The 20,925-nt window shown below is 70.0% G+C and carries 18 protein-coding genes and 1 riboswitch; of the genes, 6 read left to right on the top strand and 12 right to left on the bottom strand.

The features are described from left to right. The first annotated feature begins 42 nt into the window (after positions 1 to 42). Complete coding sequence (locus ACWDLG_RS18825; RefSeq protein WP_449921495.1) at positions 43 to 339, top strand: Dabb family protein; 297 nt, start codon at positions 43 to 45, stop codon at positions 337 to 339. Here ACWDLG_RS18825 and ACWDLG_RS18820 read toward each other — a convergent pair. The 5 genes from ACWDLG_RS18820 to ACWDLG_RS18800 form a co-directional block, all read right to left on the bottom strand. Next, positions 336 to 1,418: a hypothetical protein gene (locus tag ACWDLG_RS18820; protein ID WP_449921493.1), complete on the bottom strand. Its 1,083-nt coding sequence runs from the start codon at positions 1,416 to 1,418 to the stop codon at positions 336 to 338. The two genes, ACWDLG_RS18825 and ACWDLG_RS18820, sit on opposite strands and share 4 nt — an antisense overlap. Further along, on the bottom strand, positions 1,415 to 1,918 hold the full coding sequence (locus ACWDLG_RS18815; RefSeq protein ID WP_449921491.1) for an RNA polymerase sigma factor: 504 nt from the start codon (positions 1,916 to 1,918) through the stop codon (positions 1,415 to 1,417). Before ACWDLG_RS18815 ends, ACWDLG_RS18820 begins: the two co-directional genes overlap by 4 nt. Before the next feature lie 41 nt (positions 1,919 to 1,959). Continuing rightward, positions 1,960 to 2,184 carry a hypothetical protein gene (locus tag ACWDLG_RS18810; protein WP_354920016.1) on the bottom strand — a complete coding sequence of 75 codons (225 nt, stop codon included), beginning with the start codon at positions 2,182 to 2,184 and terminating at the stop codon, positions 1,960 to 1,962. 66 nt (positions 2,185 to 2,250) lie between these two features. Next, on the bottom strand, positions 2,251 to 3,147 hold the full coding sequence (locus ACWDLG_RS18805; RefSeq protein ID WP_449921489.1) for an MBL fold metallo-hydrolase: 897 nt from the start codon (positions 3,145 to 3,147) through the stop codon (positions 2,251 to 2,253). Positions 3,148 to 3,221: 74 nt separating this feature from the next. Then, positions 3,222 to 5,027: an acyl-CoA dehydrogenase gene (locus ACWDLG_RS18800; RefSeq protein ID WP_449921486.1), complete on the bottom strand. Its 1,806-nt coding sequence runs from the start codon at positions 5,025 to 5,027 to the stop codon at positions 3,222 to 3,224. Between the two features lie 99 nt (positions 5,028 to 5,126). On the opposite strand from ACWDLG_RS18800, the gene ACWDLG_RS18795 reads away from it, so the two are divergent. The 3 genes from ACWDLG_RS18795 (at position 5,127) to ACWDLG_RS18785 (ending at position 6,748) form a co-directional block, all read left to right on the top strand. After that, positions 5,127 to 5,933 carry a class I SAM-dependent methyltransferase gene (locus ACWDLG_RS18795; RefSeq protein WP_449921484.1) on the top strand — a complete coding sequence of 269 codons (807 nt, stop codon included), beginning with the start codon at positions 5,127 to 5,129 and terminating at the stop codon, positions 5,931 to 5,933. 10 nt (positions 5,934 to 5,943) lie between these two features. Beyond that, positions 5,944 to 6,004: riboswitch (guanidine-III (ykkC-III) riboswitch) on the top strand. 24 nt (positions 6,005 to 6,028) lie between these two features. After that, the gene (locus ACWDLG_RS18790; RefSeq protein WP_354920028.1) at positions 6,029 to 6,352 is read left to right on the top strand and encodes a DMT family transporter; all 324 of its coding nucleotides are present in this window, start codon (positions 6,029 to 6,031) and stop codon (positions 6,350 to 6,352) included. Positions 6,353 to 6,361: 9 nt separating this feature from the next. Further along, positions 6,362 to 6,748, top strand: a complete 387-nt coding sequence (locus ACWDLG_RS18785) for a VOC family protein (RefSeq protein WP_449921481.1) — start codon at positions 6,362 to 6,364, stop codon at positions 6,746 to 6,748. A 70-nt stretch (positions 6,749 to 6,818) separates the two neighbouring features. On the opposite strand, the gene ACWDLG_RS18780 is transcribed toward ACWDLG_RS18785, so the two are convergent. Further along, positions 6,819 to 7,262, bottom strand: coding sequence for a hypothetical protein (locus tag ACWDLG_RS18780; protein WP_354920034.1), 444 nt, complete (start codon positions 7,260 to 7,262; stop codon positions 6,819 to 6,821). A gap of 87 nt (positions 7,263 to 7,349) precedes the next feature. On the opposite strand from ACWDLG_RS18780, the gene ACWDLG_RS18775 reads away from it, so the two are divergent. After that, entirely contained in the window at positions 7,350 to 8,273 is a 924-nt protein-coding gene (locus tag ACWDLG_RS18775) for an N-acetyltransferase family protein (RefSeq protein WP_449921479.1), read from the top strand. On the opposite strand, the gene ACWDLG_RS18770 is transcribed toward ACWDLG_RS18775, so the two are convergent. The 4 genes from ACWDLG_RS18770 to ACWDLG_RS18755 form a co-directional block, all read right to left on the bottom strand. Then, the gene (locus ACWDLG_RS18770; RefSeq protein WP_449921477.1) at positions 8,241 to 10,289 is read right to left on the bottom strand and encodes a molybdopterin-containing oxidoreductase family protein; all 2,049 of its coding nucleotides are present in this window, start codon (positions 10,287 to 10,289) and stop codon (positions 8,241 to 8,243) included. The genes ACWDLG_RS18775 and ACWDLG_RS18770 overlap by 33 nt on opposite strands. Before the next feature lie 51 nt (positions 10,290 to 10,340). Beyond that, a complete protein-coding gene (locus ACWDLG_RS18765) occupies positions 10,341 to 11,903 on the bottom strand; it encodes a M28 family metallopeptidase (protein ID WP_449921474.1) in 1,563 nt (520 codons plus the stop codon). Positions 11,904 to 11,983: 80 nt separating this feature from the next. Next, complete coding sequence (locus ACWDLG_RS18760; protein ID WP_449921472.1) at positions 11,984 to 13,516, bottom strand: M28 family metallopeptidase; 1,533 nt, start codon at positions 13,514 to 13,516, stop codon at positions 11,984 to 11,986. A gap of 105 nt (positions 13,517 to 13,621) precedes the next feature. After that, complete coding sequence (locus ACWDLG_RS18755) at positions 13,622 to 14,929, bottom strand: M28 family metallopeptidase (protein WP_449921469.1); 1,308 nt, start codon at positions 14,927 to 14,929, stop codon at positions 13,622 to 13,624. Between the two features lie 210 nt (positions 14,930 to 15,139). Here ACWDLG_RS18755 and ACWDLG_RS18750 point away from each other — a divergent pair, with 210 nt between their 5' ends. Continuing rightward, positions 15,140 to 17,518 (top strand): flippase-like domain-containing protein, encoded by a 2,379-nt coding sequence (locus ACWDLG_RS18750; RefSeq protein WP_449921466.1) that lies wholly within the window; start codon positions 15,140 to 15,142, stop codon positions 17,516 to 17,518. Between the two features lie 10 nt (positions 17,519 to 17,528). On the opposite strand, the gene mgrA is transcribed toward ACWDLG_RS18750, so the two are convergent. Next, the gene (mgrA, locus tag ACWDLG_RS18745; protein ID WP_449921464.1) at positions 17,529 to 18,524 is read right to left on the bottom strand and encodes an L-glyceraldehyde 3-phosphate reductase; all 996 of its coding nucleotides are present in this window, start codon (positions 18,522 to 18,524) and stop codon (positions 17,529 to 17,531) included. Continuing rightward, a complete protein-coding gene (locus ACWDLG_RS18740) occupies positions 18,521 to 20,590 on the bottom strand; it encodes a S9 family peptidase (protein WP_449921461.1) in 2,070 nt (689 codons plus the stop codon). The genes mgrA and ACWDLG_RS18740 overlap by 4 nt, the downstream gene beginning before the upstream one ends. Positions 20,591 to 20,925: the final 335 nt, after the last annotated feature.

Raw genomic sequence — 20,925 nt, 5'->3', positions numbered from 1 at the left:
GGCGCCGGTCACCGGCGCCCGCCCCACGGCTAGGCTGAAGCCATGATCCGTCACATCGTGCTGTTGACCTGGACCGACGCCGCCACCGAGGAGCAGAAGGCCGCCGTCGAGAAGGGCCTGGCCGCCCTGCCCGCCGTGATCCCCGAGCTGCGCCGCTACGAGCTCGGCAGCGACCTCGGCCTCGCCGGCGCGGGCAACGCCGACTTCGGCATCGTCGCCGAGTTCGACTCGGTCGCCGACTTCGAGGTCTACCGCGACCACCCGCAGCACCACGCCGTCATCAACGAGCACATCGTCCCGATCAGGAAGGCTCGCACCGCCATCCAGTTCGAGGTCTAGAGCCGCGCGGAGCACTTGCGGCAGCCGGGGGGCGGCACCGGCCGCACGTCGGTCCACCCCGCCTTCGTGACGATGGTCGCCGCATACGGAACCCCGTCGGGCGGCCGCGACACGCTGAGCACCTTCCCCGTCAGCGGGTCGATCGTCGCCTGCGCGGGAGGCAACTGCTGCGTTCCGAGCAGTTCCCCGGTCGCGGGGTCGATCACCACCTGCGTCCCGTTGAGGGACTGCAGGGCGATGCCGCGCAGCCCGAAGTCGCCCGGCACCCGGTCGAGCACCGTCACCCCCGGCACCTTCGCCAGCAGGAGGTAGGCCGCGGCCCTCGTGGCGGGTGTGGCAGGGACGCGCGTGACGAGGGAGAAGGCCGCCCGCTCCAGCCACTCCTCGCGGCGGGGGGTCCGGCCGGGGTCGTAGCTCTCCAGCAGCCTGGCCCGCAGGGCGCCGGGCTCGTCGGGCAGGTTCCGCAGCTCCGTCAGCGTCGGCTCCAGCCCGTCGGCCAGGGTCAGGCTCCGGCGCAGGTCCGTCGTCGGGTAGGCGGGCAGGTTCGGGTCACATCCTCGCGCGGGACACAGCCTCGGCGAGCCCGCCCGCTTCCAGGCCTTCCTGGCCGCCTCCCCGTACGGCTTCGCCGACACCGGCTCGTGCCAGCTGTAGACCTCCTGGCTGGGCCCGAAGGCGAGCGACTCGACGGCCCGTTCCTCGACGAGGTACCCGTCCCCCTTCAGCCGGACGACCCGTTCGGAGTCCTGCCGCCAGTAGCGGCCCTTCGCCTCCGGTGTGGCCGCCAGTCTGGCCGCCGCCACCTCCAGCTTCCGCAGCGGGGGGACCGCGGCCGGCTGCTCGTCCGCCCGCGGGATCAGGGCCGCCACCGCGCCGACGACGAGGACGACGGCCGCCGCCGCGAGCGCCGTCCCCGTCCACGCCCACCATCCCGCCCATCGGCCGCTCGCGCGCCGCGGTTGGACGGCCGGGGGGAGCGCCTGCCTGGACAGGACCCGGTCCCGTGTCGCCGCGAGCTGTTCGGGCGAGGCGGGCGGCACGTCCGGCATCACCGAGTCGATGACCTGGAACTCGTTCATCCCATCACCTCACGCAGCTTGGTCCTGGCCCTGCTCAACCGGGAGGCGACCGTCCCCGTGGCGATCTTGAGCGCCGTGGCCACCTCGTCGTATGTCAGCCCGCCGTACGCGACGAGCAGCACCACGTCACGCTCACCGGGTGACAGCCGCGCCAGCGCCCCCGCCAGCCGGTCGGCCCGCACGTCGGCGGTGAGCCTGTCCACGATCCGCTGGTCGTGCCCCTCGTCGTCGGGTGGCGGCCCTGACCTGGCCATCGCGCGGTACCTGCGCACCTCGGCGCGGCGATGGCGGCCGATGAGGTTGGTCGCGATGCCGTACAGCCACGGCCTGACCTCTCCGAGGGCGGAGTCGAAGCGGTCGCGCTGCCGGAAGGCGATGAGGAAGGTCTCCGCGGCGAGGTCCTCGGCCACGTCGAGGTCGAGCCTGCGCCCGATGTAGCGCCGGATCTCCTCGAAGTGGGCGTCGAAGACGGCCTCGAAGACGCCTGGAGCGGTGATCACACCCTTGATTGCCCGCAGCGGGCCGGTCCTTCCCGACGATTTCAGACTTCGGGCGGGTTGTTCTCCCGGTGCATCAGCCGGTCCTCGGAGGTGTGGCCGCGGCGCGGGGCCAGCACGATGCTCAGCACCACGCCGACCCCACCGACGATCATGAAGATGACACCGATCCTGTCCATGTGGACGGCGCTGCCGAACACGTCGGGCTCGATGGCGAAACGGAGGATGGCGCCGAGCGTGAGGAAGAAGATGCTGACCCCGACACCCATGACGACCTCCGGAGGGTAAAGACCACGTACGGAGACGGTCATACCCTCCTGGTGAAGATCACACCCTCAGGCGTGACACGTCAGCGGTCGCCCGCCGTTGAAGGCGATCATGTCGAGGACGGCGGCCGCCAGGTCGACGTCGCCGCCGGTGGCGTCGGCGTAGGCCCGGTGCAGGTTGCCGACGATGCGCTCGCCGTCGACCAGCGTGCCGTACTCGCCGAGATCGGTCTGCCGGGCCAGCTCCAGCGGCGACAGCCCGGCCGCCATCCCCGCCTCGGCGGTCTGCCGGACGAACCGCAGGTAGCCGCGCACCGTGTCGATCGCCGAGGGGCCGCACACGTCGCCGTGCCCCGGCACGATCGTCTCCGCGCCGAGCGCCTCCAGCTGGTCGAGCGCGGCCAGCGCGCCGTCCACCGAGCCCATCAGCACGAACGGCGTGCCGCCGTTGAAGACCAGGTCGCCCGCGAACAGCACCTTGCGCGACGGGATCCACACGTAGGAGTCGTTGGTGGTGTGCGCGGCGAACCCGACGTGCCTGACCTCGCAGCGCAGCTCGTCGGAGTAGAGGGTGACGCCGTCGGTGTAGGTGAGGAACGGCGGCACGGGATCGAGCGTGCCCCATTCGACGTCGGGAGACCACGCGCCCAGGTAGGTGGGCACCCCGTCGGCGAGGATCCGCTCCCTGGTCCGCTCGTGCGCCACGATCGTCGCCTCAGGGAACAGGTGGTTGCCGAAGGTGTGGTCGCCGTGGTGGTGAGTGTTGACCAGCGTGGTGATCGGCCGGTCGGAGACCTGGGCGATGGCCTCGCGGTAGGCGCGGGTGCGGCGCTCGGTGGAGCAGGCGTCGATGGAGATGACGCCCCTGCGTCCGGCCAGGAACCCGGTGTTGTTGATCCACCAGCTCCCGTCGGGCTGGATGTAGGCGTAGACGCCCTCGGACACCTCTTCGACACGTGGGGACATGTCGTGAAGGTACACGGAAGGCCGCCCACCGCGCGGGTGGACGGCCTTCCGGACCTGCCGCGGGAGCAGGTGGTCTAGAACGCCTCTTCCGGCAGGTCCATCAGGTCGAGGCCGGTGCTCTCCAGCACGGCCCGCTCGGCGGCCAGGCGCGGCAGCACGGTCGTCGCGAAGAACGACGCCCCCGCCACCTTGCCCTGGTAGAACGGGTCCTCGCCCTCGGCCAGCCGGGCCAGCGCGATCTCCGCCTGGCGCAGCAGCAGCCAGCCGATGATCAGGTCGCCGAGCGACAGCAGGAAGCGCGTGGTGTTGAGCCCGACCTTGTAGATCTCGCGCTGCGCCTCCAGCGAGCCCAGCGCCCAGCCCGCCAACGTGTCGCCCATGGCCTTGACGTCGGCGGCGGCCTGGGCGAGAAGCCTGCGCTCCTGCTTGAGCCTGCCGTTGCCGGCCTCGGAGGCGGCGAAGGCGTTGATCTCGGCCATGAGGGAGCCGACCGCCGCGCCCTGGTTGCGCAGGATCTTGCGGAAGAACAGGTCGAGGCCCTGGATCGCGGTCGTGCCCTCGTACAGGGAGTCGATCTTCGCGTCGCGGATGTACTGCTCGATCGGGTAGTCCTGCAGGTAGCCCGAGCCGCCCAGCGTCTGCAGCGAGCGCGACAGCAGCTCATAGGAGCGCTCGGAGCCGACGCCCTTGACCACGGGCAGCAGCAGGTCGTTCATCGCCTCGGCGTGCTCGTCGCCGGGGTTGACCAGCAGGGCGTCCTGGAAGGTGGCCGTGTAGAGGACCAGCGCGCGCATGCCCTCGGCGTACGACTTCTGCAGCATCAGCTCGCGGCGCACGTCGGGGTGGTGGGTGATGGTCACGCGCGGCGCGGACTTGTCGGCCATCTGGGTCAGGTCGGCGCCCTGGAGGCGGGACTTGGCGTACTCCAGCGCGTTGAGGTAACCGGTCGACAGCGTCGCGATGGCCTTGGTGCCGACCATCATCCGGGCGTGCTCGATCACCATGAACATCTGCCTGATGCCCTCGTGCACGTCGCCGACCAGCGTGCCGATCGCCGGGTGCTTGTCGCCGAAGGTCAGCTCGCAGGTCGTGGAGACCTTCAGGCCCATCTTCTTCTCGACGTTGGTGACGTAGACGCCGTTGCGCTCGCCGAGCTCGCCGTTCTCCAGGTTCACGTGGTACTTGGGCACCAGGAACATCGACAGGCCCTTGGTGCCGGGGCCCGCGCCCTCGGGCCTGGCCAGCACCAGGTGGAAGATGTTGTCGGCCATGTCGTGCTCGGCGCTGGTGATGAAGCGCTTGACGCCTTCGATGTGCCAGGTGCCGTCGGGCTGCTGGATGGCGCGGGCGCGCCCGGCGCCGACGTCGGAGCCCGCGTCGGGCTCGGTCAGCACCATGGTGGCGCCCCAGTTGTTCTCGATCGCCAGCTCGGCGAACCGCTGCTGGTCGGGGGTGCCGACCTTCCACAGCGTGTAGGCGAAGTTGGGGCCCGCGGCGTACATGTAGAGAGCCGGGTTGGCGCCCAGGATCATCTCGGCGGCCGACCACGCCAGCGAGCGGGGGACACCGGGCCCGCCGAGCTCGGCGGGCAGGTCGAGGTGCGCCCATCCGCCGTCCATGAGCGCCTTGAACGACTTCTTCACGCCGGCGGGTACGGTCACCGTCGAGGCGGCCGGGTCGAAGACCGGAGGCGTGCGGTCACCCTCCTCGAAGGAGTCGGCCAGCACACCCGTGGCGAGCCTGTTGACCTCGTCGAGGATGCTGCGGGCGACGTCCTCGTCCACTTCCGAGAACGGGCCGTTACCGAGGATCTCGCGGCGACCGAAGACCTCGAAGAGGTTGAACTCCAGGTCCCGCACGTTGCTCTTGTAGTGGCCCATGGCCGCTGTCTCCTTGAACCGGGGGCGTTAGTACTGGCGAGTAACCTTACTCCCAATGCTACCCATGGGTAACCTCCGCTAAGCACATACTCTCGTCACATGGATGCCGAGGCGCTGAACGAACGATGGCGGCGAAACCTGGAGTCATGGGCCATTCCGCCGGAAATCCTGGCGAAGGCGCCCGTCGACCCCTGGGGCCACTCACCCACCCGTTTCGCGGCCAGGACCGACCGCGCGCTGGCCGAGCCCGGCGGGCCGACCCTGGACCGGGTGGCCGAGGCCCTGCCCGAGGGCGGGACGCTGCTGGACGTGGGCTCGGGGCCTGGCGCGGCCTCCCTCCCGCTGGCCGACAGGATCGGCGAGCTGATCGCCGTCGACACCTCGGCCGCGATGCTCGGCGAGCTCACCGTCAGGGCGGACAAGGCCGGCGTCCGCGTGACGACCGTCGAGGGCAGGTGGCCGCAGGTCGCCGAGGAGGCCGGCACGGCCGACGTCGCGGTGGCCGCGCACGTCGTCTACAACGTTCCTGACCTGGCGGTGTTCCTGCGCGCCCTCGACGCCCACGCCACCCGCAGGGTGGTCGTCGAGCTTCCGCACCGCCATCCGATGAGCTGGATGAGCCCGCTGTGGGAGCACTTCCACGGGATCAGGCGCCCGGTCCGGCCTATCGCGGAGGACGCGGTGGCGCTGGCCGCCGCGCTCGGCTTCGAGGTGCGGGTGGAGGAGCGGGAGGCACCCATCGAACGCTTCGACACGATCGAGGAACTGGCCGCCAGCGTCTGCCACCGGGCCTGCCTCGAGCCTTCGCGGGCGGAGGAGGTGGCCGAGACGGCCATGTCGATGGGCATGTGGCCGGTGCCCCGCGACCGCTGGGTCACGCTCTGGTGGAATCGGCGCGCCACCTGAACCGTTGGGATGAGTGAGCGACCCGCTCCCGGACGAGACGCGCCGTACCCGGAAAGCCAAGACGACGCACCCCTACGACAGAAGGAGTGCTTCGCATGGCTTGGGTCATTCTCGTCGCCGCCGGCCTGCTCGAGGTCGCCATGGCCTACTCGCTGAAGATGAGCGACGGCTTCTCGCACGTGTGGTGGGCGGTGAGCTTCCTCGTCTTCGCCGTGCTGAGCTTCGGCGCGCTCGCCTTCGCGCTCAAGAGCCTGGAGGTCGGTACGGCCTACGCGGTGTGGACGGGCATCGGCGCCGTCGGTACGGCCACGCTCGGCATGCTGATGTTGGGCGACGACGTGTCGGCGGTCAAACTGGGCTCGATCGCGCTCATCCTGGTCGGGGTCGTCGGTCTCAATCTCGCCGGGGCCGGCCACTAGCCTTGCCGCATGATTGAGATCCACGCCGTGACCGTCGACGCCGCGGACCCGTACGAGCTCGCCACCTGGTGGAGCAAGGCCACGGGCCTGCCGCTGTGGGGTGACTGCGCGCCCGGTGACGACGAGGTCGCGATCCGCACCCACCAGGACCCGTTCGTGCTGTTCATCAAGGTGCCCGAGGGCAAGACGGTGAAGAACAGGGTCCACCTCGACGTCAACGGCATCGACGGCAGCTCGCGCGACGAGGAGGTCGAGCGCCTGCTGGGTCTCGGCGCGACAGTCCACCAGGACCACCGCAATCCTGACGGCACCGGCTGGGTGACCATGCTCGACCCGGAGGGCAACGAGTTCTGCGTCTGCCGCTCGCAGGCCGAGAAGGACGCGGCGTCGGCGTGAGGCCGCCGGCGGTGCGTGGGCGGCGGCGCCGCCCACGCACCGTGCGCCGCTCTCTCGAAGGGTCGAACGGCTAGCGCGCCCTGCCCTTCATGGTCAGCGTCAGGATGCCCGCGATGAGGTACACCAGCGCGCCGCCCCACAGCGCGTCCCAGGCGGCGCCGAAGATGCCCTCGCCGTCGATGACCAGCTGGATCGGGTAGGTGGCGACCGCCGTGATGCCGGCGGGCAGCAGGGCGAACTTCCACGGGTGGCGCAGCGACCAGTGGCGCGCCTGCCGGGTGACCCGGTCGCCCTCCTCCGGCTTGGCGATCGCGCCGATGGCCGCGATCAGGGCGAACAGGCTGACGCCGAGCCCGAGGGCCCACGGCAGGTCGGCCGGGCCCGGCAGGATCACGCCCATGCCGTAGCTCGCGGCGGCCACCACGCCACCGCCCACGGCGGCGGCCTTCCAAGGGGCGCCACGCAGCGCGGCGCCCGACAACGACAGTTCTTCGCGTCGGGAGAGCTCGTTCATGTAGCCAGAGTGCCGTTCGGCGGCCCCTGTTCACATCGGGGAATCACCCTGAGAGTCCCCGGAGGCCGGCCTGCCATGATTTCGGGCATGCAGGAACTCCGCATCGAGCGTCTCGGCGCCGACGAGACCGACCGGCTCAGGGCGATCAGGCTGCGCGCGCTGGCCGACGCCCCCGACGCCTTCGCCTCCACCCACGCCAAGGAATCCGCCTTCCCCGAGGACAAGTGGGCCGAGCGGCTTGCCGCCCCCGGCTCCGCCTGGTTCGTCGCCACCCGTGACGGCCAGGACACCGGGCTGGCCTGCGGTTTCGAGGAGCACCCCGGACACGTGCACCTGGTGTCGATGTGGGTCGCCCCCGAAGCGAGAGGTCAGGGGCAGGCGGACCGCCTGCTCGACGAGGTCGTCGCCTGGGCCCGCGCCCGCGACGCCGAGGAGATCGGCCTGTGGGCCGTCGACGCCAACACCGCGGCCCGCGCGCTCTACACGCGCAGGGGCTTCATCCCCTCGGGCAAGGTCATGGCGCTGCCGTCCAACCCGGACCTGATGGAGTCGCACTACGTGCTCTCCCTGGTCTTCCGTACGGCACGCGCCGCCGACGTGCCCGTCATCGTCGCGCTCATCACCGACGACGCGATCTCCGCCGCCAGGACGGGGGAGTACGGCGACGACCACCGGGCCGCCTTCGAGGCCATCGACGCCGACCCCAACAACGAGCTGATCGTGCTGGAGCTGAAGGGGGAGGTCGTCGGCACCATGCAGCTCACCTACATCCCGGGCATCTCCCGGCGCGGCGCCACCCGCCTGCAGGTCGAGGCGGTGCGGATCGCCGCCCAGCTGCGCGGGCAGGGCTGGGGCCGCAAGATGATGGAGTGGGCGCACACCAGAGGCAGGGCGCGCGGTTGCGCGATGGTGCAGCTCACCTCCGACAAGCGGCGCGAGGACGCGCACCGCTTCTACCGCTCCCTCGGCTACGCCCAGTCACACGAGGGGTTCAAGCTCCAGCTCGACTAGGTTGTCGTGGTAGACGGCGCCCCTGCCCATGTCGGCGTCGCGCTCGTCCACCACGGCGTTCGGGTTCGAGCCGCCGATGGTGTGCTTGGGCCACCTGCCCTTGGGGCTGGCCACCACGCCCTTGGCGACGCGGTCGCTGACCTCCACGTCGGCCAGGAAGTAGCCGTTGTGGTTGACCACCCTGACGCGCTGGCCCGTGGACAGGCCCCTGGCGTGCGCGTCGGCGGGGTTGACCAGGACGACGGGGTCCTTGGCCCTGCGCAGCAGCTCGGGGTTGTTGCCGAACGTGGTGTTGAGGAAGGTGTGCGAGGCCGGCGTGATCAGGGTCAGCTTGTCGCCCGCCGGATTGGCACGGGCGGAGAGGGAGGGCACGTAGGCCTTGCCGCGCCGGGGGAAGCGCAGCCGGCCCGACGGGGTGGGGAAGCCCTCGGCGAAGGGCGCGAAGGGCGTCGGGTAGCTCATCCGCACCCAGCCCTCCTTGCGCAGGCGGTCGAGCGTGATGCCGTCGAGGGACGGGTGGCCGCTGGACAGCAGCTCGGCGGCCAGCTCCAGGTCGGAGTCGTACAGCGACGGCTCGGTCATGCCCATGTGGGCGGCCAGGCGGCGGAAGGTCTCGGTGGTGGACAGGGCCTCGCCCGCGGGCGCGACGGCGGGCTCGTTCCACATCAGGTACATGTGGCCGTAGCCGGCGTGCAGGTCCATGTGCTCGGTCTGCATGGTGGCCGGCAGCACGATGTCGGCGTAGTCCACCGTGTCGGTGGGGAACTGCTCCATGACGACCGTGAACAGGTCCTCCCGCAGCAGCTTGCGCCTGATCCTGTTGGAGTCGGAGGTGGAGCCCACCGGGTTGGCCAGGTAGACCCACAGGCACTTCACGTCGTCGAGGTCGGCGGCCAGGCGGGTCATGAACCTGGTCCTGACCGGACCGGCCAGCAGGTCGAAGCGGCGGTCGATGTTCAGGCGGACGTGGCCGGTGGTGGAGTAGGCGACGCCGCCGCCCGGGTGGCGCCAGTCGCCCGTGACGCCGGGGATGGCGGCGATCGTCCGCATCGCCGTGCCGCCGCCCTCGTGCCGCTGGATGCCCATGGTGGCGCGGATCGCGGTCGGGCGGGTGCGCGCCAGCCGTATCCCCAGGCTGTGGACGGCCTCGGCCGGGATCCCGGTGACCTCGGCGGCCCGCTCGACCGGCCACTCCTCGATCTCCGCCCGGAACTCCGCCCAGCCCTCGGTGTGCTGCGCCAGGTACTCCTCGTCCTGGGCGTTCTCCGCCAGCACGACGTTGAGCAGCCCGAGCGCCAGCGCCGCGTCCGTGCCCGGCCTGATCGCCAGGTGCTCGTCGGCCTGGTCGGCCGTCCTGGTGCGGATCGGGTCGATCGCCACCACGTAGGCGCCGGCCGCCCGGCCGTCCTGGATGAACTTCCACAGGTGGTGGCCGCTCGTCAGGGTGTTGGTGCCCCAGAGGATGATCAGCCTGGCCTGGGCGAAGTTCTCCGGGTCCATGCCGCCCGCGGTGCCCTGGGTGCGCGCCAGGCCGAGGCTCCCGGCGACCGAGCAGATGTTGAGGGAGTGCTTGCCCGCGCCGAGCACGTTCCAGAACCTGCGTCCCGCCACGCCCTCGCAGCCCTGCAGGTAGCCGAGCGAGCCGGTGCCGAGGTAGGGCCAGATCGCCTCGCCGCCGTGCTCGTCCACGATCGCGCGCAGCCTGGTGGCGATCTCGTCGAGCGCCTCGTCCCAGGTGATCCGCTCGAACCGGCCCGAGCCCTTCGGCCCCGTACGGCGCAGCGGATACAGGATCCTGTCGTCGGCCCTGGTGTGTTCGAGGTACCGGTTGACCTTCACGCACAGGGCGCCCCGGGTGTACGGCTGGTCGGGATTGCCGCGCATTTTGACGGCCTGGCCGTCCTGGACGGTCACGACCCAGGAGCACGTGTCGGGGCAGTCAAGCGGACACGCCCCCAGAACCCGCAGCTCCCCCGACTTTCCCGACGTCCCCGACTTTCCCGACTTGGCCGACATGGCATCGAGTGTAGGCGCAGCGCCCCCACCGGGACGCTGCGCCCGGCAGCGTCAGCTCAGCGCCTTGGGCGCGTCGAGCCCGTGCGCGCCCTTGCCGTGAGAGGTGGTGGCCTTGGAGGTGACGGCGGGCGTGTGCGGCCCGTTGGTCAACGAGGAGTCGAAGGCGTAGGTGCCCACGACCGTGGCGATGGCGTCGGCGTTGACGTCGAGCGCCGTGTCGCTGATGTTCTTGATGGTGTCGCAGGCCTGGTGGTAGCACCGGTCGTAGCGCTCGCCCGCCGTACCGCCCCACAGGGCGACCTCCTCGGGCGTCTTGCGCTTCTCCGCCCCCGTGAACAGGCCGCCGGCGGGGATCCCGACCGCGATGAACGGCCCGTAGTCGGAGCGGCCGTCGAAGTCGGTGCCCTTGAAGGCGAGATCGCGCCCGGCGTAGAACTGCTCGAAGTACTTCTCGATCTGCGCCGAGCCCTCGGGGCCAGGGCCCGCGCCCACGCCGTCGGAGTCGTCGCCGTCGTAGACGTGGTAGACGAAGTTCGGCGAGGCGATCATGTCGAAGTTCAGGTAGAGGGCGATGTTCGCCTTCTCCTGCTCGGTCAGGTTCGCCACGTAGTGCTCGGCGCCGAGCAGGCCGAACTCCTCGCCGCCCCAGAAGGCGAAGCGGACCTTGTTCTCCGGCTTCGCCTTGGCCATCCGGAGCGCCACCTCCAGGATCGCTCCGGCACCCGAGCCGTTGTCGTTGATGCCGGGGCCGTCCTCGACCGAGTCGAGGTGACCGCCGACCATCACGACCTTGTCCGCGCGGCCGTGCCGCGACTCGGCCAGCACGTTGTACGACTCGTAGGTCTTGACCTCCGTCTCCCACGAGAAGGTGAAGCCCACCTCCGCGCCGGGCGTGGCCGCCAGGTCCCTGCCCTCCCAGAAGCTGGTGAACAGCACCGGGATGTCCTGCCGGCCACCCAGGTCGGGGTTGACGTCGGCCTCGGTACGGCCCGGCTGCCCCTCGTTGAACAGCACGACGCCGGTGGCGCCCGCGGCCTTGGCGTTGGCCACCTTGATCGCGAAACTGCAGGTGCCGCGCTGGATCAGCGCGAAGTCGCCCGCGGTGAACCCGGCGAAGTCGGCCGGCTCGCACCCCGAGGTGGAGGAGCTGGGCGCCGGCCCCGGCGGGATCTGCACGTCGACAGGCTGGATCTTGGCGGTGAAGCTGCCCTCGGCGGTGTGGCCCGACGGGATCCAGTCGAGGCCGAGCGCGTAGACCTTCGGGTTCGGTGACTTGCGCTCGAAGACCGGCTTGGTCTTGAACTCCTCGTTCTCGAAGGTGAACTTCTGCGTCGAGACCTGGTATCCGGCCAGCCGCAGCAGGGCGGACACGTAGTCACGCGACAGCTCGAAGCCCCGCGTGCCGTCCACGCGGGTGTTGCCGTTGGCTTTGGCGATCAGGTCGAGCACCTTGAGGTGCTTCTTGACGTTCCGGCCGTCGACGGCCTTGACGAGCTTGCGGACCGAGTTGTTGTTCGGGTCGGCGTGCGCCGTTCCCGAGGCTGCCAGAGGCGTGATGAGGATGGCCGTGGCCAGCGCGGCGCTGAGCAGGCCCTTCTTCCGGCGATGACTCATGAGACTCCTCGATGACGGTTGGTCCCCCGAGAGCACACGAGCGGCGGCCCGCCGAGCTGTCGACGGGCCGCCGGTGGGATCTAGCTCAGCTCGACCTTGTCGTGGTCGTGGCCGTCGCCGGTGGCGCGGGCCACGCCCGCGGTCGTGCGGGGGCCCGCCGCCCTGAGGCCGTTGACGGCGCTCGCGTCGAAGGCGTAGGTGCCGACCAGCGTGGCGATCGCGTCGGAGTTGACGTCGAGCGCGGTGTCGTCGATGTTCTTGATGGTGTCGCAGGGGGCGTGGTAGCAGGGGTCGTACTCGATCCCCGCGGTGCCGCCCCAGATCGCGACCTCCTCCGCGGTCTTGATCTTCTCCGCGCCGGTGAACAGGCCGCCGCCGGGGATGCCCGCGTCGATGAAGGCCTTGTAGTCGGACCTGCCGTCGAACTCGCTCGGCTTGGACCGCAGGCCACGCGCGGTGTAGAAGTCCTGGAAGGCCTTCTCGACCTGCGCCGAGCCCTCGGGTCCCGGCACGCCGAAGGCGTCGCCGTCGCCGTCGTACACGCCGTAGGTGAAGTTCGGCGAGGCGATCATGTCGAAGTTGAGGTAGAGGGCGATGTCCGCCTTCTCCTGCTCGGTCAGGTTCGCCACGTAGTGGTTGGACCCGAGCAGCCCGAACTCCTCGCCGCCCCAGAACCCGAAGCGGACCTTGTTGGCCGGCCGGTGCGCGGCCAGTCGCAGCGCCACCTCCAGTACGCCGCCGGCGCCCGAGCCGTTGTCGTTGATGCCGGGGCCCGGCTGGACCGAGTCGAGGTGCGCGCCCGCCATCACGACGTTGCCGCCGTCGCCCCACCGGGACTCGGCGATCACGTTGTAGGTGGTCCGCGTCTCGACCAGCTTGTCGAACGACACCTTCACCGTGGTGCCCGGCTTGGCGGCCAGCTCGTCGCCGACCGCGAAGCTGGTGAAGAAGACGGGCACCGGCACGTTCTCGCCGATGCCCGGGTTCACCCGGGCCGTCGTCCGGCCGGGCTGGCCCTCATTGAAGATGATCACCGCGGAGGCGCCAGCGGCGACGGCGTTGGCCACCTTGTCGGCGAAGTTGCAGGTGCCGCGCTGAACGAGGGCGATGTTGCCCCTGGTGAAGTTCGCGAAGTCGCTCGCCTCGCACCCCGAGGTCGAGCCGGGGGTCGCCGGCGGCGGCAGCACGACGTCGACCGGCTGCACCGGGGCGGTGACCGTACCGGCGGCGCTCGCGTCCACCTCGGTGAACTCCGTCACGTGGGCGAACGACTTCGGCTCTGGAGCGGTCCGCTGCAGGACCGGCGGCGTCTTGTAGCCCTCGAACTCGAACTCGAACGGCTGGACCGTCACCTTGTAGCCCGCGAGCCGCAGCAGGGTGGCCACGTAGTCGCGAGACAGTTCGTAGCCGCGCGTGCCGTCCACGCGGGTGTTGCCGTTGGCCTTTCCGATGAGGTCGAGCACCTGTAGATGGCGCTTGACATTCTCGCCCTTGACCGCGTTCACGAGCTTGCGCACCGTGTTGGCGGGCGCGTCCGCGTGGGCGGTGCCGGTGAGCGTCAGAGGTGCGACGAGAACCGCGGCCAGCAGGCCCTTGCCCAGACGGGAACGCATACGTGCTCTCCTCGGAGAATGAAAATGCTTGTCCTCGACGGCTAAGTGCATGCTCGGAAAGGTATATTGGCGACCCTTTATCGGAAAGATCCCGAATGCATTTCGTTATCGACGCCAGGCCAACTCGGTGATCACCGTCGCCATCGCGTCGGCGGACACGTCCAATGCGTGCGCGTCGATGTTCTGCGTGGTGTCGCAGGCCTGGTGGTAGCACGTGTCCATCGGGGCACCCGCCTGCCCGCCGAACAGCTTCGCCTCCCGCTCGGTCTTCTCCGTCTCGGCGCCGGTGAACAGCCCGCCCGCCGGTATTCCGACGCCGACGAACGGCCCGTAGTCCGAGCGCCCGCTGAAGTCGGTCCCCTTGTACGGCAGGCCGCGCTCCGCGAAGAACCGCACGAACTCCTGCTCGATCTCGGCCGACCCCTCCGGTCCCGGGCCCTCGCCCACCCCGTCGGAGTCGTCGCCGTCGTAGATCCCGAACGTGTGGTTGGGAGAGGCGATCATGTCGAAGTTCAGGTACATCGTGATTTTCTCGCGCTCCTCCGGTGAGAGGGAGCTCACGTAGTACGTCGATCCGAGCAGTCCCAGCTCCTCGGCGCCCCACCAGGCGAAGCGGACCGCCCGCTCGGGCTGGTAGGCGGCCATCTTCAGGGCGACCTCCAGGACGGCCGCGCTGCCCGAGCCGTTGTCGTTGATGCCGGGGCCCTGCCGTACCGAGTCGAGATGGGCGCCGACCATCACCACGTCGTCGGACGCGCCGCCCTTCGTCTGCGCGATCACGTTGCTCGTGATCTGCCGCGTGGTGTCGGTGCTGGTCGCCACCCGCAGCTGCCGGGCGTCCGCCACCTCCATGCCGGTCGTCGCGTCGACGCCCACCACGGGAATGCGCTGAGGAGCACCCGTGCTGCCGGCGAACGTGCCACCCTGGTTGACGACCACCAGCGCGCCCGCGCCCGCCGCCGTGGCGTTGGCCGCCTTGGCGGCGAACGTGCAGCCACCCCTGTCGACCACCGCGACCCCGCCTGCGGGGAAATCGGTGAAGTCGGCGTTCAGGCAGCCCGTTCCCGCCGGTTGGGGGCGTCCGGTGACGTCGCCACTCGCCGAAAAGGACAGCGTTGTGATCTTTCCGACATCCTTTCCATCCGCCACCAGCCGGGCCGGGAACAGTTCCCGGTAGTGATCGAATTGAAAGAATTGCTGCTCGACGTCGTATCCCGCCTCACGCAGGCGCGCCGCCACATAGTCGGCCGAAGCGTCATAGCCTGGAGTTCCCGCCGCTCTGTTACCGCCGTGGGCGTCGGCGATTGCCTGGAATGCTCGCAGATGGCCGAGAATGTTGGCGATCTGTACATCTTCGGCGAGAGGGGCGCCGGGCAGGGCCACGGCGCAGGCGACGAGCAAATGGGTGATCATGCCGCACAGAGTGGCAAGCTTTCACCACCGGGTATGGCAAGGCACGTCGTTGCTGGTAGAGACGTTACCCGGGGCAGTGGCCGCGGTGGGGTGGACGGACACTGGAAGCTGGAGATCGCACGGTCACCCGGGAAAGGTGCAGAATCGCTGTCGGTGGCAGACATCAGGGAAAGCGAGAAATCGGCGGACTCCGCGAAGGAGCGTCCAGTCGTGTCTGAGGCGCGCGACGAACCGGCCGTGTTCGTCGTCGAACCACTGCTGCCGCAGCGGCTGCGCCGCCCGTCCGACGCGCTCCGCTTCCTGGCCACCCTGCTCGCGCTCACCGCGGTCATCCTGCTCATGCTCGTGGCCCAGCAGACGCTCATCGGCCTCGAACAGGACGTCACCCAGGGCACCGACCGCGCGCCCGCCCTCCTGACCCGTATCGCCACCTTCCTGAGCGGCGCGGCCGTCCTGGTCGTGCCCGCCGCGTTCGCCGTCGAACGGGTCTTCCACCGTGACGGCCTGCGCGTCGCCGAAGGCCTGATCGCCGCCATCATCGGCATGGCCGGCTCCTACCTGATCGGCCAGTGGCTGGTCACCAACGGCCCCGGCGACCTGGCGACCCTGCTGACCGGCGGCCGCGACCTCGAACCGCTGAACGCGCTGCTCAGCTCCGTGATCGCCTACGCCACCGCCGTCCGCATCTCCAGACGCCCCACATGGCGGGCGCTCATGTGGACGGTGACCGCGCTGTCGATCTTCGCGCTGTTCACCGGCAAGCAGATCACGCTGCCGAGCGCCATCGTGACCGTCCTGTTCGGCATGGCCGTCGGCTACGGCACCCTCTACGGCGTCGGCAGCCCCAACACCCGCCCGCCGGGCAACGCCGTCATCTCCGCGCTACGCAAGCTGTCCTTCTCGCCCGTCTCCGCCAGGCGGATCGACGACGACCACCAGGGCAGCCGCCGCTACGCCGTCGGCCTGTCCGACGGCACCAGCCTCGACGTCACCGTGCTCGACCGCGACCGCCAGGTGGCCGGCCTGCCGTACCGGCTGTGGCGGCGCATCAGGCTCCACTCCGAGACCAGGCGCCGGGCCATCCGCTCGCTCCGCGCCGAGCTCGAACGCGAGGCGCTCATGGCCTACGCGACCCAGGCGGCGGGCGCCAACACCCCGCGCCTGCTCGGCACCAGCGAGATCGGCACCGAGGCCGCCCTCCTCGCCTACGAGCACCTGGAGACCCGCCCCCTCGACGACGTCAAGGACAGCGAGCTCGACGACGACCTGCTGGCCCAGATCTGGGAGCAGGTGCTGCTGCTCCGCATGCAGCGCCTGGCCCACCGGCGGCTCACCGGCGACAGCATCCACCTCGACCGCGACGGCCGCGTCGTCCTCACCGACCCGCGCAGCGGCGAGGTCGCGGCTGGCGACCTGCTGCTCCGCATCGACATCGCGCAGCTGCTGACCTACCTCGCGCTCCGCGTCGGGCCCGAACGCTCGGTCAAGGCCGCCGCCTCCGTGCTCGGCAACGACGCGCTCGTCAGCGCGCTGCCCCTGCTCCAGCGCATCGCGCTGACCAGGCCGACCAGGGCCGCCCTGAACAAGCAGAAGGAGCTGCTGCCGGCCATCAGGGAGCAGATCGAGGCGCTGACGCCGCAGGCCGAGGTCGAAGAAGTACGGCTGGAGCGGTTCCGGCCGCGCACCCTCGTCACCATCATCGCCAGCACCCTGGCCGCCTACTTCCTGCTCTCGCAGCTCAGCAAGGTCAACCTGCTCCAGGTCATCACCACGGCCAAGTGGGAGTGGGGCGTCCTCGCGTTCGCCGCCGCCGGGCTCAGCTTCGTCGCCGCCGCGCTCATGATCAGAGGGTTCGTGCCCGAGCCGCTGCCGCTCGGCCGTACCGTGCTCGTGCAGTTCGCCTCGTCCTTCGTCAAGCTGGTCACCCCGCCCGCGGTGGGCGGCGTCGCGATCAACACGCGCTACCTGCAGAAGCGCGGGGTGCCGCCGGCGCTGGCGGTCGCCAGCATCGGCGCCTCCCAGGTCATCGGCCTGGCCAGCCACATCGGGCTGCTGCTGCTGTTCGCCTACATCACCGGGTCGAGCGCGACCACGTCGTTCACACCCTCGCGGGGGCTGCTCGCCGTCGTGCTCGCCGTCGCCGTCCTCATGGTGGTCGTGCTCGGCGTGCCGCCCCTGCGCAGGATCATCACCAAGCGGCTGCGCTCGCTGTTCGCCAACGTCGTGCCGCGCCTGCTCGACGTCCTCCAGTCACCCCGCAAGATCACCGAAGGGTTCGGCGGCATCATCTGCCTGTCGCTGGCGTTCGTGGTCTGCCTCTACGGCTGCGTGCGCGCCTTCGGCGGCGACACCAGTTTCACCACCGTCGCCGTCGTGTACCTCACCGCCAACGCGATCGGCTCGGCCGCGCCCACCCCTGGCGGTCTGGGCGCGGTCGAGGCGTCGCTCGCCGTCGGCCTGACGGTGGCCGGAGTGCCCGCGGAGTACGCGACCTCCGCGGTGCTCCTCTACCGGCTGCTCACCTTCTGGCTGCCGGTGCTACCCGGCTGGGCCGCCTTCACCTACCTCCAGCGGCACGAGGCTCTGTGATCGGGGGTCGTCACGACGCGGTCGAGGCGAAGCCCGTGATCTTGTCGATCTGCTCGAGCTCGTCCTCCGTGAACGCCGGCCCGTCCACCGCCGCCAGGTTGGCCTCCAGCTGGCCCACGCTGCTCGCCCCGATCAGCACGCTGGTCACCCGCGGGTCCCTCAGCACCCACGACAGCGCCATCTGCGCCAGCGACTGGCCGCGCGCGCTCGCGATCTCGTTGAGGTCGCGCGCCAGCTCGCGGTCGATCCGGTCCGCCGACAGGAACCTGCTCGTCGCCGCCCGCGAACCGGCCGGCACGCCCTCCAGGTAGCGGTCGGTCAGCAGCCCCTGGGCCAGCGGGGAGTAGACGATGCAGCCGATCCCCTCGTCCTCCAGCGTGTCCAGCAGCCCGTCCTCGATCCACCTGTTGATCATCGAGTACGACGGCTGGTGGATCAGCAGCGGCGTGCCCAGCTCCCGCATGATCCGCGCCGCCTGCGTGGTCTGCTCGGCCGAGTAGTTGGAGATGCCCGCGTACAGCGCCCTGCCCGAGCGCACCGCTGTGTCCAACGCGCCCATCGTCTCCTCCAGCGGCGTCTCCGGATCGGGACGGTGGCTGTAGAAGATGTCGACGTACTCCAGGCCCATCCGCCGCAGCGACTGGTCGAGACTGGCCAGCACGTACTTGCGCGATCCCCACTCCCCGTAGGGGCCCGGCCACATGTCGTAGCCGGCCTTGGTCGAGATGACCAGCTCGTCGCGGTAGGAGCGGAAGTCCTGGGCGAAGACGGCACCGAAGTTGCGCTCCGCCGAGCCGTACGGCACGCCGTAGTTGTTGGCCAGGTCGAAGTGGGTCACCCCGCGGTCGAAGGCGCTGCGCAGGATGGCACGCGAGATCTCGATCGGCCGGTCGTCGCCGAAGTTGTGCCACAGGCCGAGCGAGACCTGGGGCAGCCTGAGCCCGCTACGGCCGCTGCGGACGTAGGGCATCTTCTCGTAGCGGTCATCGGCCGCCGCGTAGCTCACCGGGTTCCCCTCTCGATGATCCAGGACAGCGCGAACGCCTCCTCCTTCCACGCGTCGTAGCGACCGCTGCGGCCGCCGTGACCCGCGCCCATCTCCGTCTTCAGCAGGAACGGCCCGCCCTGCGCGGTCGCCCGCAGCCGCGCGATCCACTTGGCGGGCTCGTGGTAGAGCACCCTGGTGTCGTTCAGGCTGGTGATCGCCAGGATCGGCGGGTAGGTCGTCGCCGCGACGTTCTCGTAGGGGGAGTACTCCTTCATGTAGGCGTAGACGTCGGCGTTGTGCAGCGGGTCGCCCCACTCGTCCCACTCGATGACGGTCAGAGGCAGCGACGGGTCGAGGATGGTGTTGAGCGCGTCGACGAACGGCACCTCGGCCACCACGCCGGCGAACTCCTCCGGGGCCAGGTTGGCCACCGCGCCCATCAGCAGGCCACCCGCCGAACCGCCCCTGGCGACGATCCGCTCGCTCCAGCCGGACGCCTTGAGGTGCCGCGCGGCGGCCACGAAGTCGGTGAAGGTGTTCTTCTTCCTGGTGAGCTTGCCCTCCTCGTACCACCGGCGGCCCATCTCGCCGCCACCCCTCACGTGCGCGATCGCGAAGGCGAAACCGCGGTCGAGGAGGCTGAGCCTGGCGACGGAGAAGCTCGGGTCCATCGAGGTCTCGTAGCTGCCGTAGCCGTACAGGAGGGTGGGGGCGGGCCTGGCGGCGTCCTTCCGCTTCACGATAGAGATCGGCACCTTGGTGCCGTCGTCCGCGGTCGCCCACTCCCTGAACTGCTCGTAGTCGGAGGGGTCGTAGCCGCCGAGCACGGGGCGCTGCTTGAGGAGGATGAGCCGCCGCGTCTCGAGGTCGTAGTCGTAGACGCTCGGCGGGGTCACCATGCTGGTGTAGCCGAGGCGCAGCCGTTCGGTGGCGAACTCGGGGTTGCCCGCGGGCGCCACGTCGTAGAGGGGCTCGGGAAACTCGATCTCGTAGGGCTCGCTCTGCCCGCCCTCCAGGGGGTAGGGCAGGACGCGGATGCCGGTCAGGCCGCTGCGGCGGAAGTGGACGACGGCGTGGGTGGCGAACGCGTCGATCTCCAGCAGGCGGGTGTCCTCGCGGTGCGGGATGAGCGGCGTCCACGACCCGGGGTCGTCGAGCGGCGCGGTGGCGAGCTCGAAGTTCTCCGCGTGCTCGTTGTGGAGGACGAAGAAGCGGTCGCCGGCGTGCTCGACGCCGTACTCGACGCCCGTGACGCGGGGGCGCACGACCCTGAACTCGCCGGTCGGGTCCTCGGCGTCGAGGATCCGGACCTCGCTGGTGATCTTGCTGCCGGCACCCAGGACGAGGTACTTCTCGCTGCGCGTCAGGCCGATGCCGACCCAGAAGCGCTCGTCGGACTCCTCGTAGACCAGCACGTCGTCGGCGGCGTCGGTGCCGAGGACGTGGCGGTGGACCTGGTAGGGGCGCCAGGCGTCGTCCACCCTGGTGTAGAAGAACGTGGTGCCGTCGGCCGACCAGGCGCCGCCGTAGAAGACGCCGCTGATCTCGTCGGCGAGCTTCTCACCCGTCTCCAGGTCCTTGAACGTCAGCGTGAACCGCTCGTCGCCCTTGTAGTCGGTGGAGTAGGCGAGGAGCTTGCCGTCCGGAGTGACGGCGCTGGTGCCGATCGAGAAGAAGTCGTTGTCGCCCGCCAGCTCGTTGCCGTCCAGCAGGACCTGCTCGCCGGGGAGCGTGGCGTCGGTGGTGACCTCCGGAGGGGTGTCGCCGTCGGCGGGCACCCTGCAGGAGATGCCGTACTGCTTGCCCTCCTGGGTGCGCGAGAAGTACCACCAGGCGCCCTTGCGGCTGGGAACCGACAGGTCGGTCTCCTGCGTGCGCCCCTTGATCTCCTGGAAGACCTGCTCCTGGAGCTCGTCGAGGTGGGTGGTCTCCTGCTTGAGATAGTCGTTCTCCTGCTGGAGATAGGCGATCGTGTCAGGGTCTTCCTTATTGGTGAGCCACGCGTATTCGTCGATCACGGTGTCGCCGTGATGGGTGCGCTCGCTCGGAACCTTCTTCGCCAGAGGCGGGATGTGGCTGCTCACCTCGCCGAGTCTACGTTTCGCGTCTCGAGTGGTCGGGAGCGCTGCTAATCTTGAGGAGTCGGCGCGGCGCGGCGCAACCACCTAGTGGCAAGACCGCCAGGGCTGGCAAACCCCACTGACGCAGCGGTTCCGAAGATCGGTTTGTGAAACGGTCGGAGGGCTGGTAAGTTAGAGGGGTTGCCCCGGAAGCGGGGTGGTCGAGATTGTAGCCGGTTCGCTCGGTTTGACAGCAAGTCGGACGAAACGGTAAAATTAAGACACAACGAACGAAGCGAGTGCGGCCGGGTGGTTGACGGTGAACGCGTCCGTTTCTTGAGAACTCAACAGTGTGTTAA

Source organism: Nonomuraea sp. NPDC003727 (genome assembly GCF_053586935.1).
The sequence above is the reverse complement of the archived record's forward strand: the minus strand, read 5'-3'. Positions and strand labels throughout refer to the sequence as shown.

Excerpts from the sequence above, each read along its gene's own strand:
- ACWDLG_RS18825 (WP_449921495.1), top strand. The coding sequence starts at position 43 with ATGATCCGTCACATCGTGCTGTTGACCTGGACCGACGCCGCCACCGAG.
- ACWDLG_RS18820 (WP_449921493.1), bottom strand. The coding sequence starts at position 1,418 with ATGAACGAGTTCCAGGTCATCGACTCGGTGATGCCGGACGTGCCGCCC.
- ACWDLG_RS18810 (WP_354920016.1), bottom strand. The coding sequence starts at position 2,184 with ATGGGTGTCGGGGTCAGCATCTTCTTCCTCACGCTCGGCGCCATCCTC.
- ACWDLG_RS18805 (WP_449921489.1), bottom strand. The coding sequence starts at position 3,147 with ATGTCCCCACGTGTCGAAGAGGTGTCCGAGGGCGTCTACGCCTACATC.
- ACWDLG_RS18800 (WP_449921486.1), bottom strand. The coding sequence starts at position 5,027 with ATGGGCCACTACAAGAGCAACGTGCGGGACCTGGAGTTCAACCTCTTC.
- ACWDLG_RS18795 (WP_449921484.1), top strand. The coding sequence starts at position 5,127 with ATGGATGCCGAGGCGCTGAACGAACGATGGCGGCGAAACCTGGAGTCA.
- ACWDLG_RS18790 (WP_354920028.1), top strand. The coding sequence starts at position 6,029 with ATGGCTTGGGTCATTCTCGTCGCCGCCGGCCTGCTCGAGGTCGCCATG.
- ACWDLG_RS18785 (WP_449921481.1), top strand. The coding sequence starts at position 6,362 with ATGATTGAGATCCACGCCGTGACCGTCGACGCCGCGGACCCGTACGAG.
- ACWDLG_RS18780 (WP_354920034.1), bottom strand. The coding sequence starts at position 7,262 with ATGAACGAGCTCTCCCGACGCGAAGAACTGTCGTTGTCGGGCGCCGCG.
- ACWDLG_RS18775 (WP_449921479.1), top strand. The coding sequence starts at position 7,350 with ATGCAGGAACTCCGCATCGAGCGTCTCGGCGCCGACGAGACCGACCGG.
- ACWDLG_RS18770 (WP_449921477.1), bottom strand. The coding sequence starts at position 10,289 with ATGTCGGCCAAGTCGGGAAAGTCGGGGACGTCGGGAAAGTCGGGGGAG.
- ACWDLG_RS18765 (WP_449921474.1), bottom strand. The coding sequence starts at position 11,903 with ATGAGTCATCGCCGGAAGAAGGGCCTGCTCAGCGCCGCGCTGGCCACG.
- ACWDLG_RS18760 (WP_449921472.1), bottom strand. The coding sequence starts at position 13,516 with ATGCGTTCCCGTCTGGGCAAGGGCCTGCTGGCCGCGGTTCTCGTCGCA.
- ACWDLG_RS18755 (WP_449921469.1), bottom strand. The coding sequence starts at position 14,929 with ATGATCACCCATTTGCTCGTCGCCTGCGCCGTGGCCCTGCCCGGCGCC.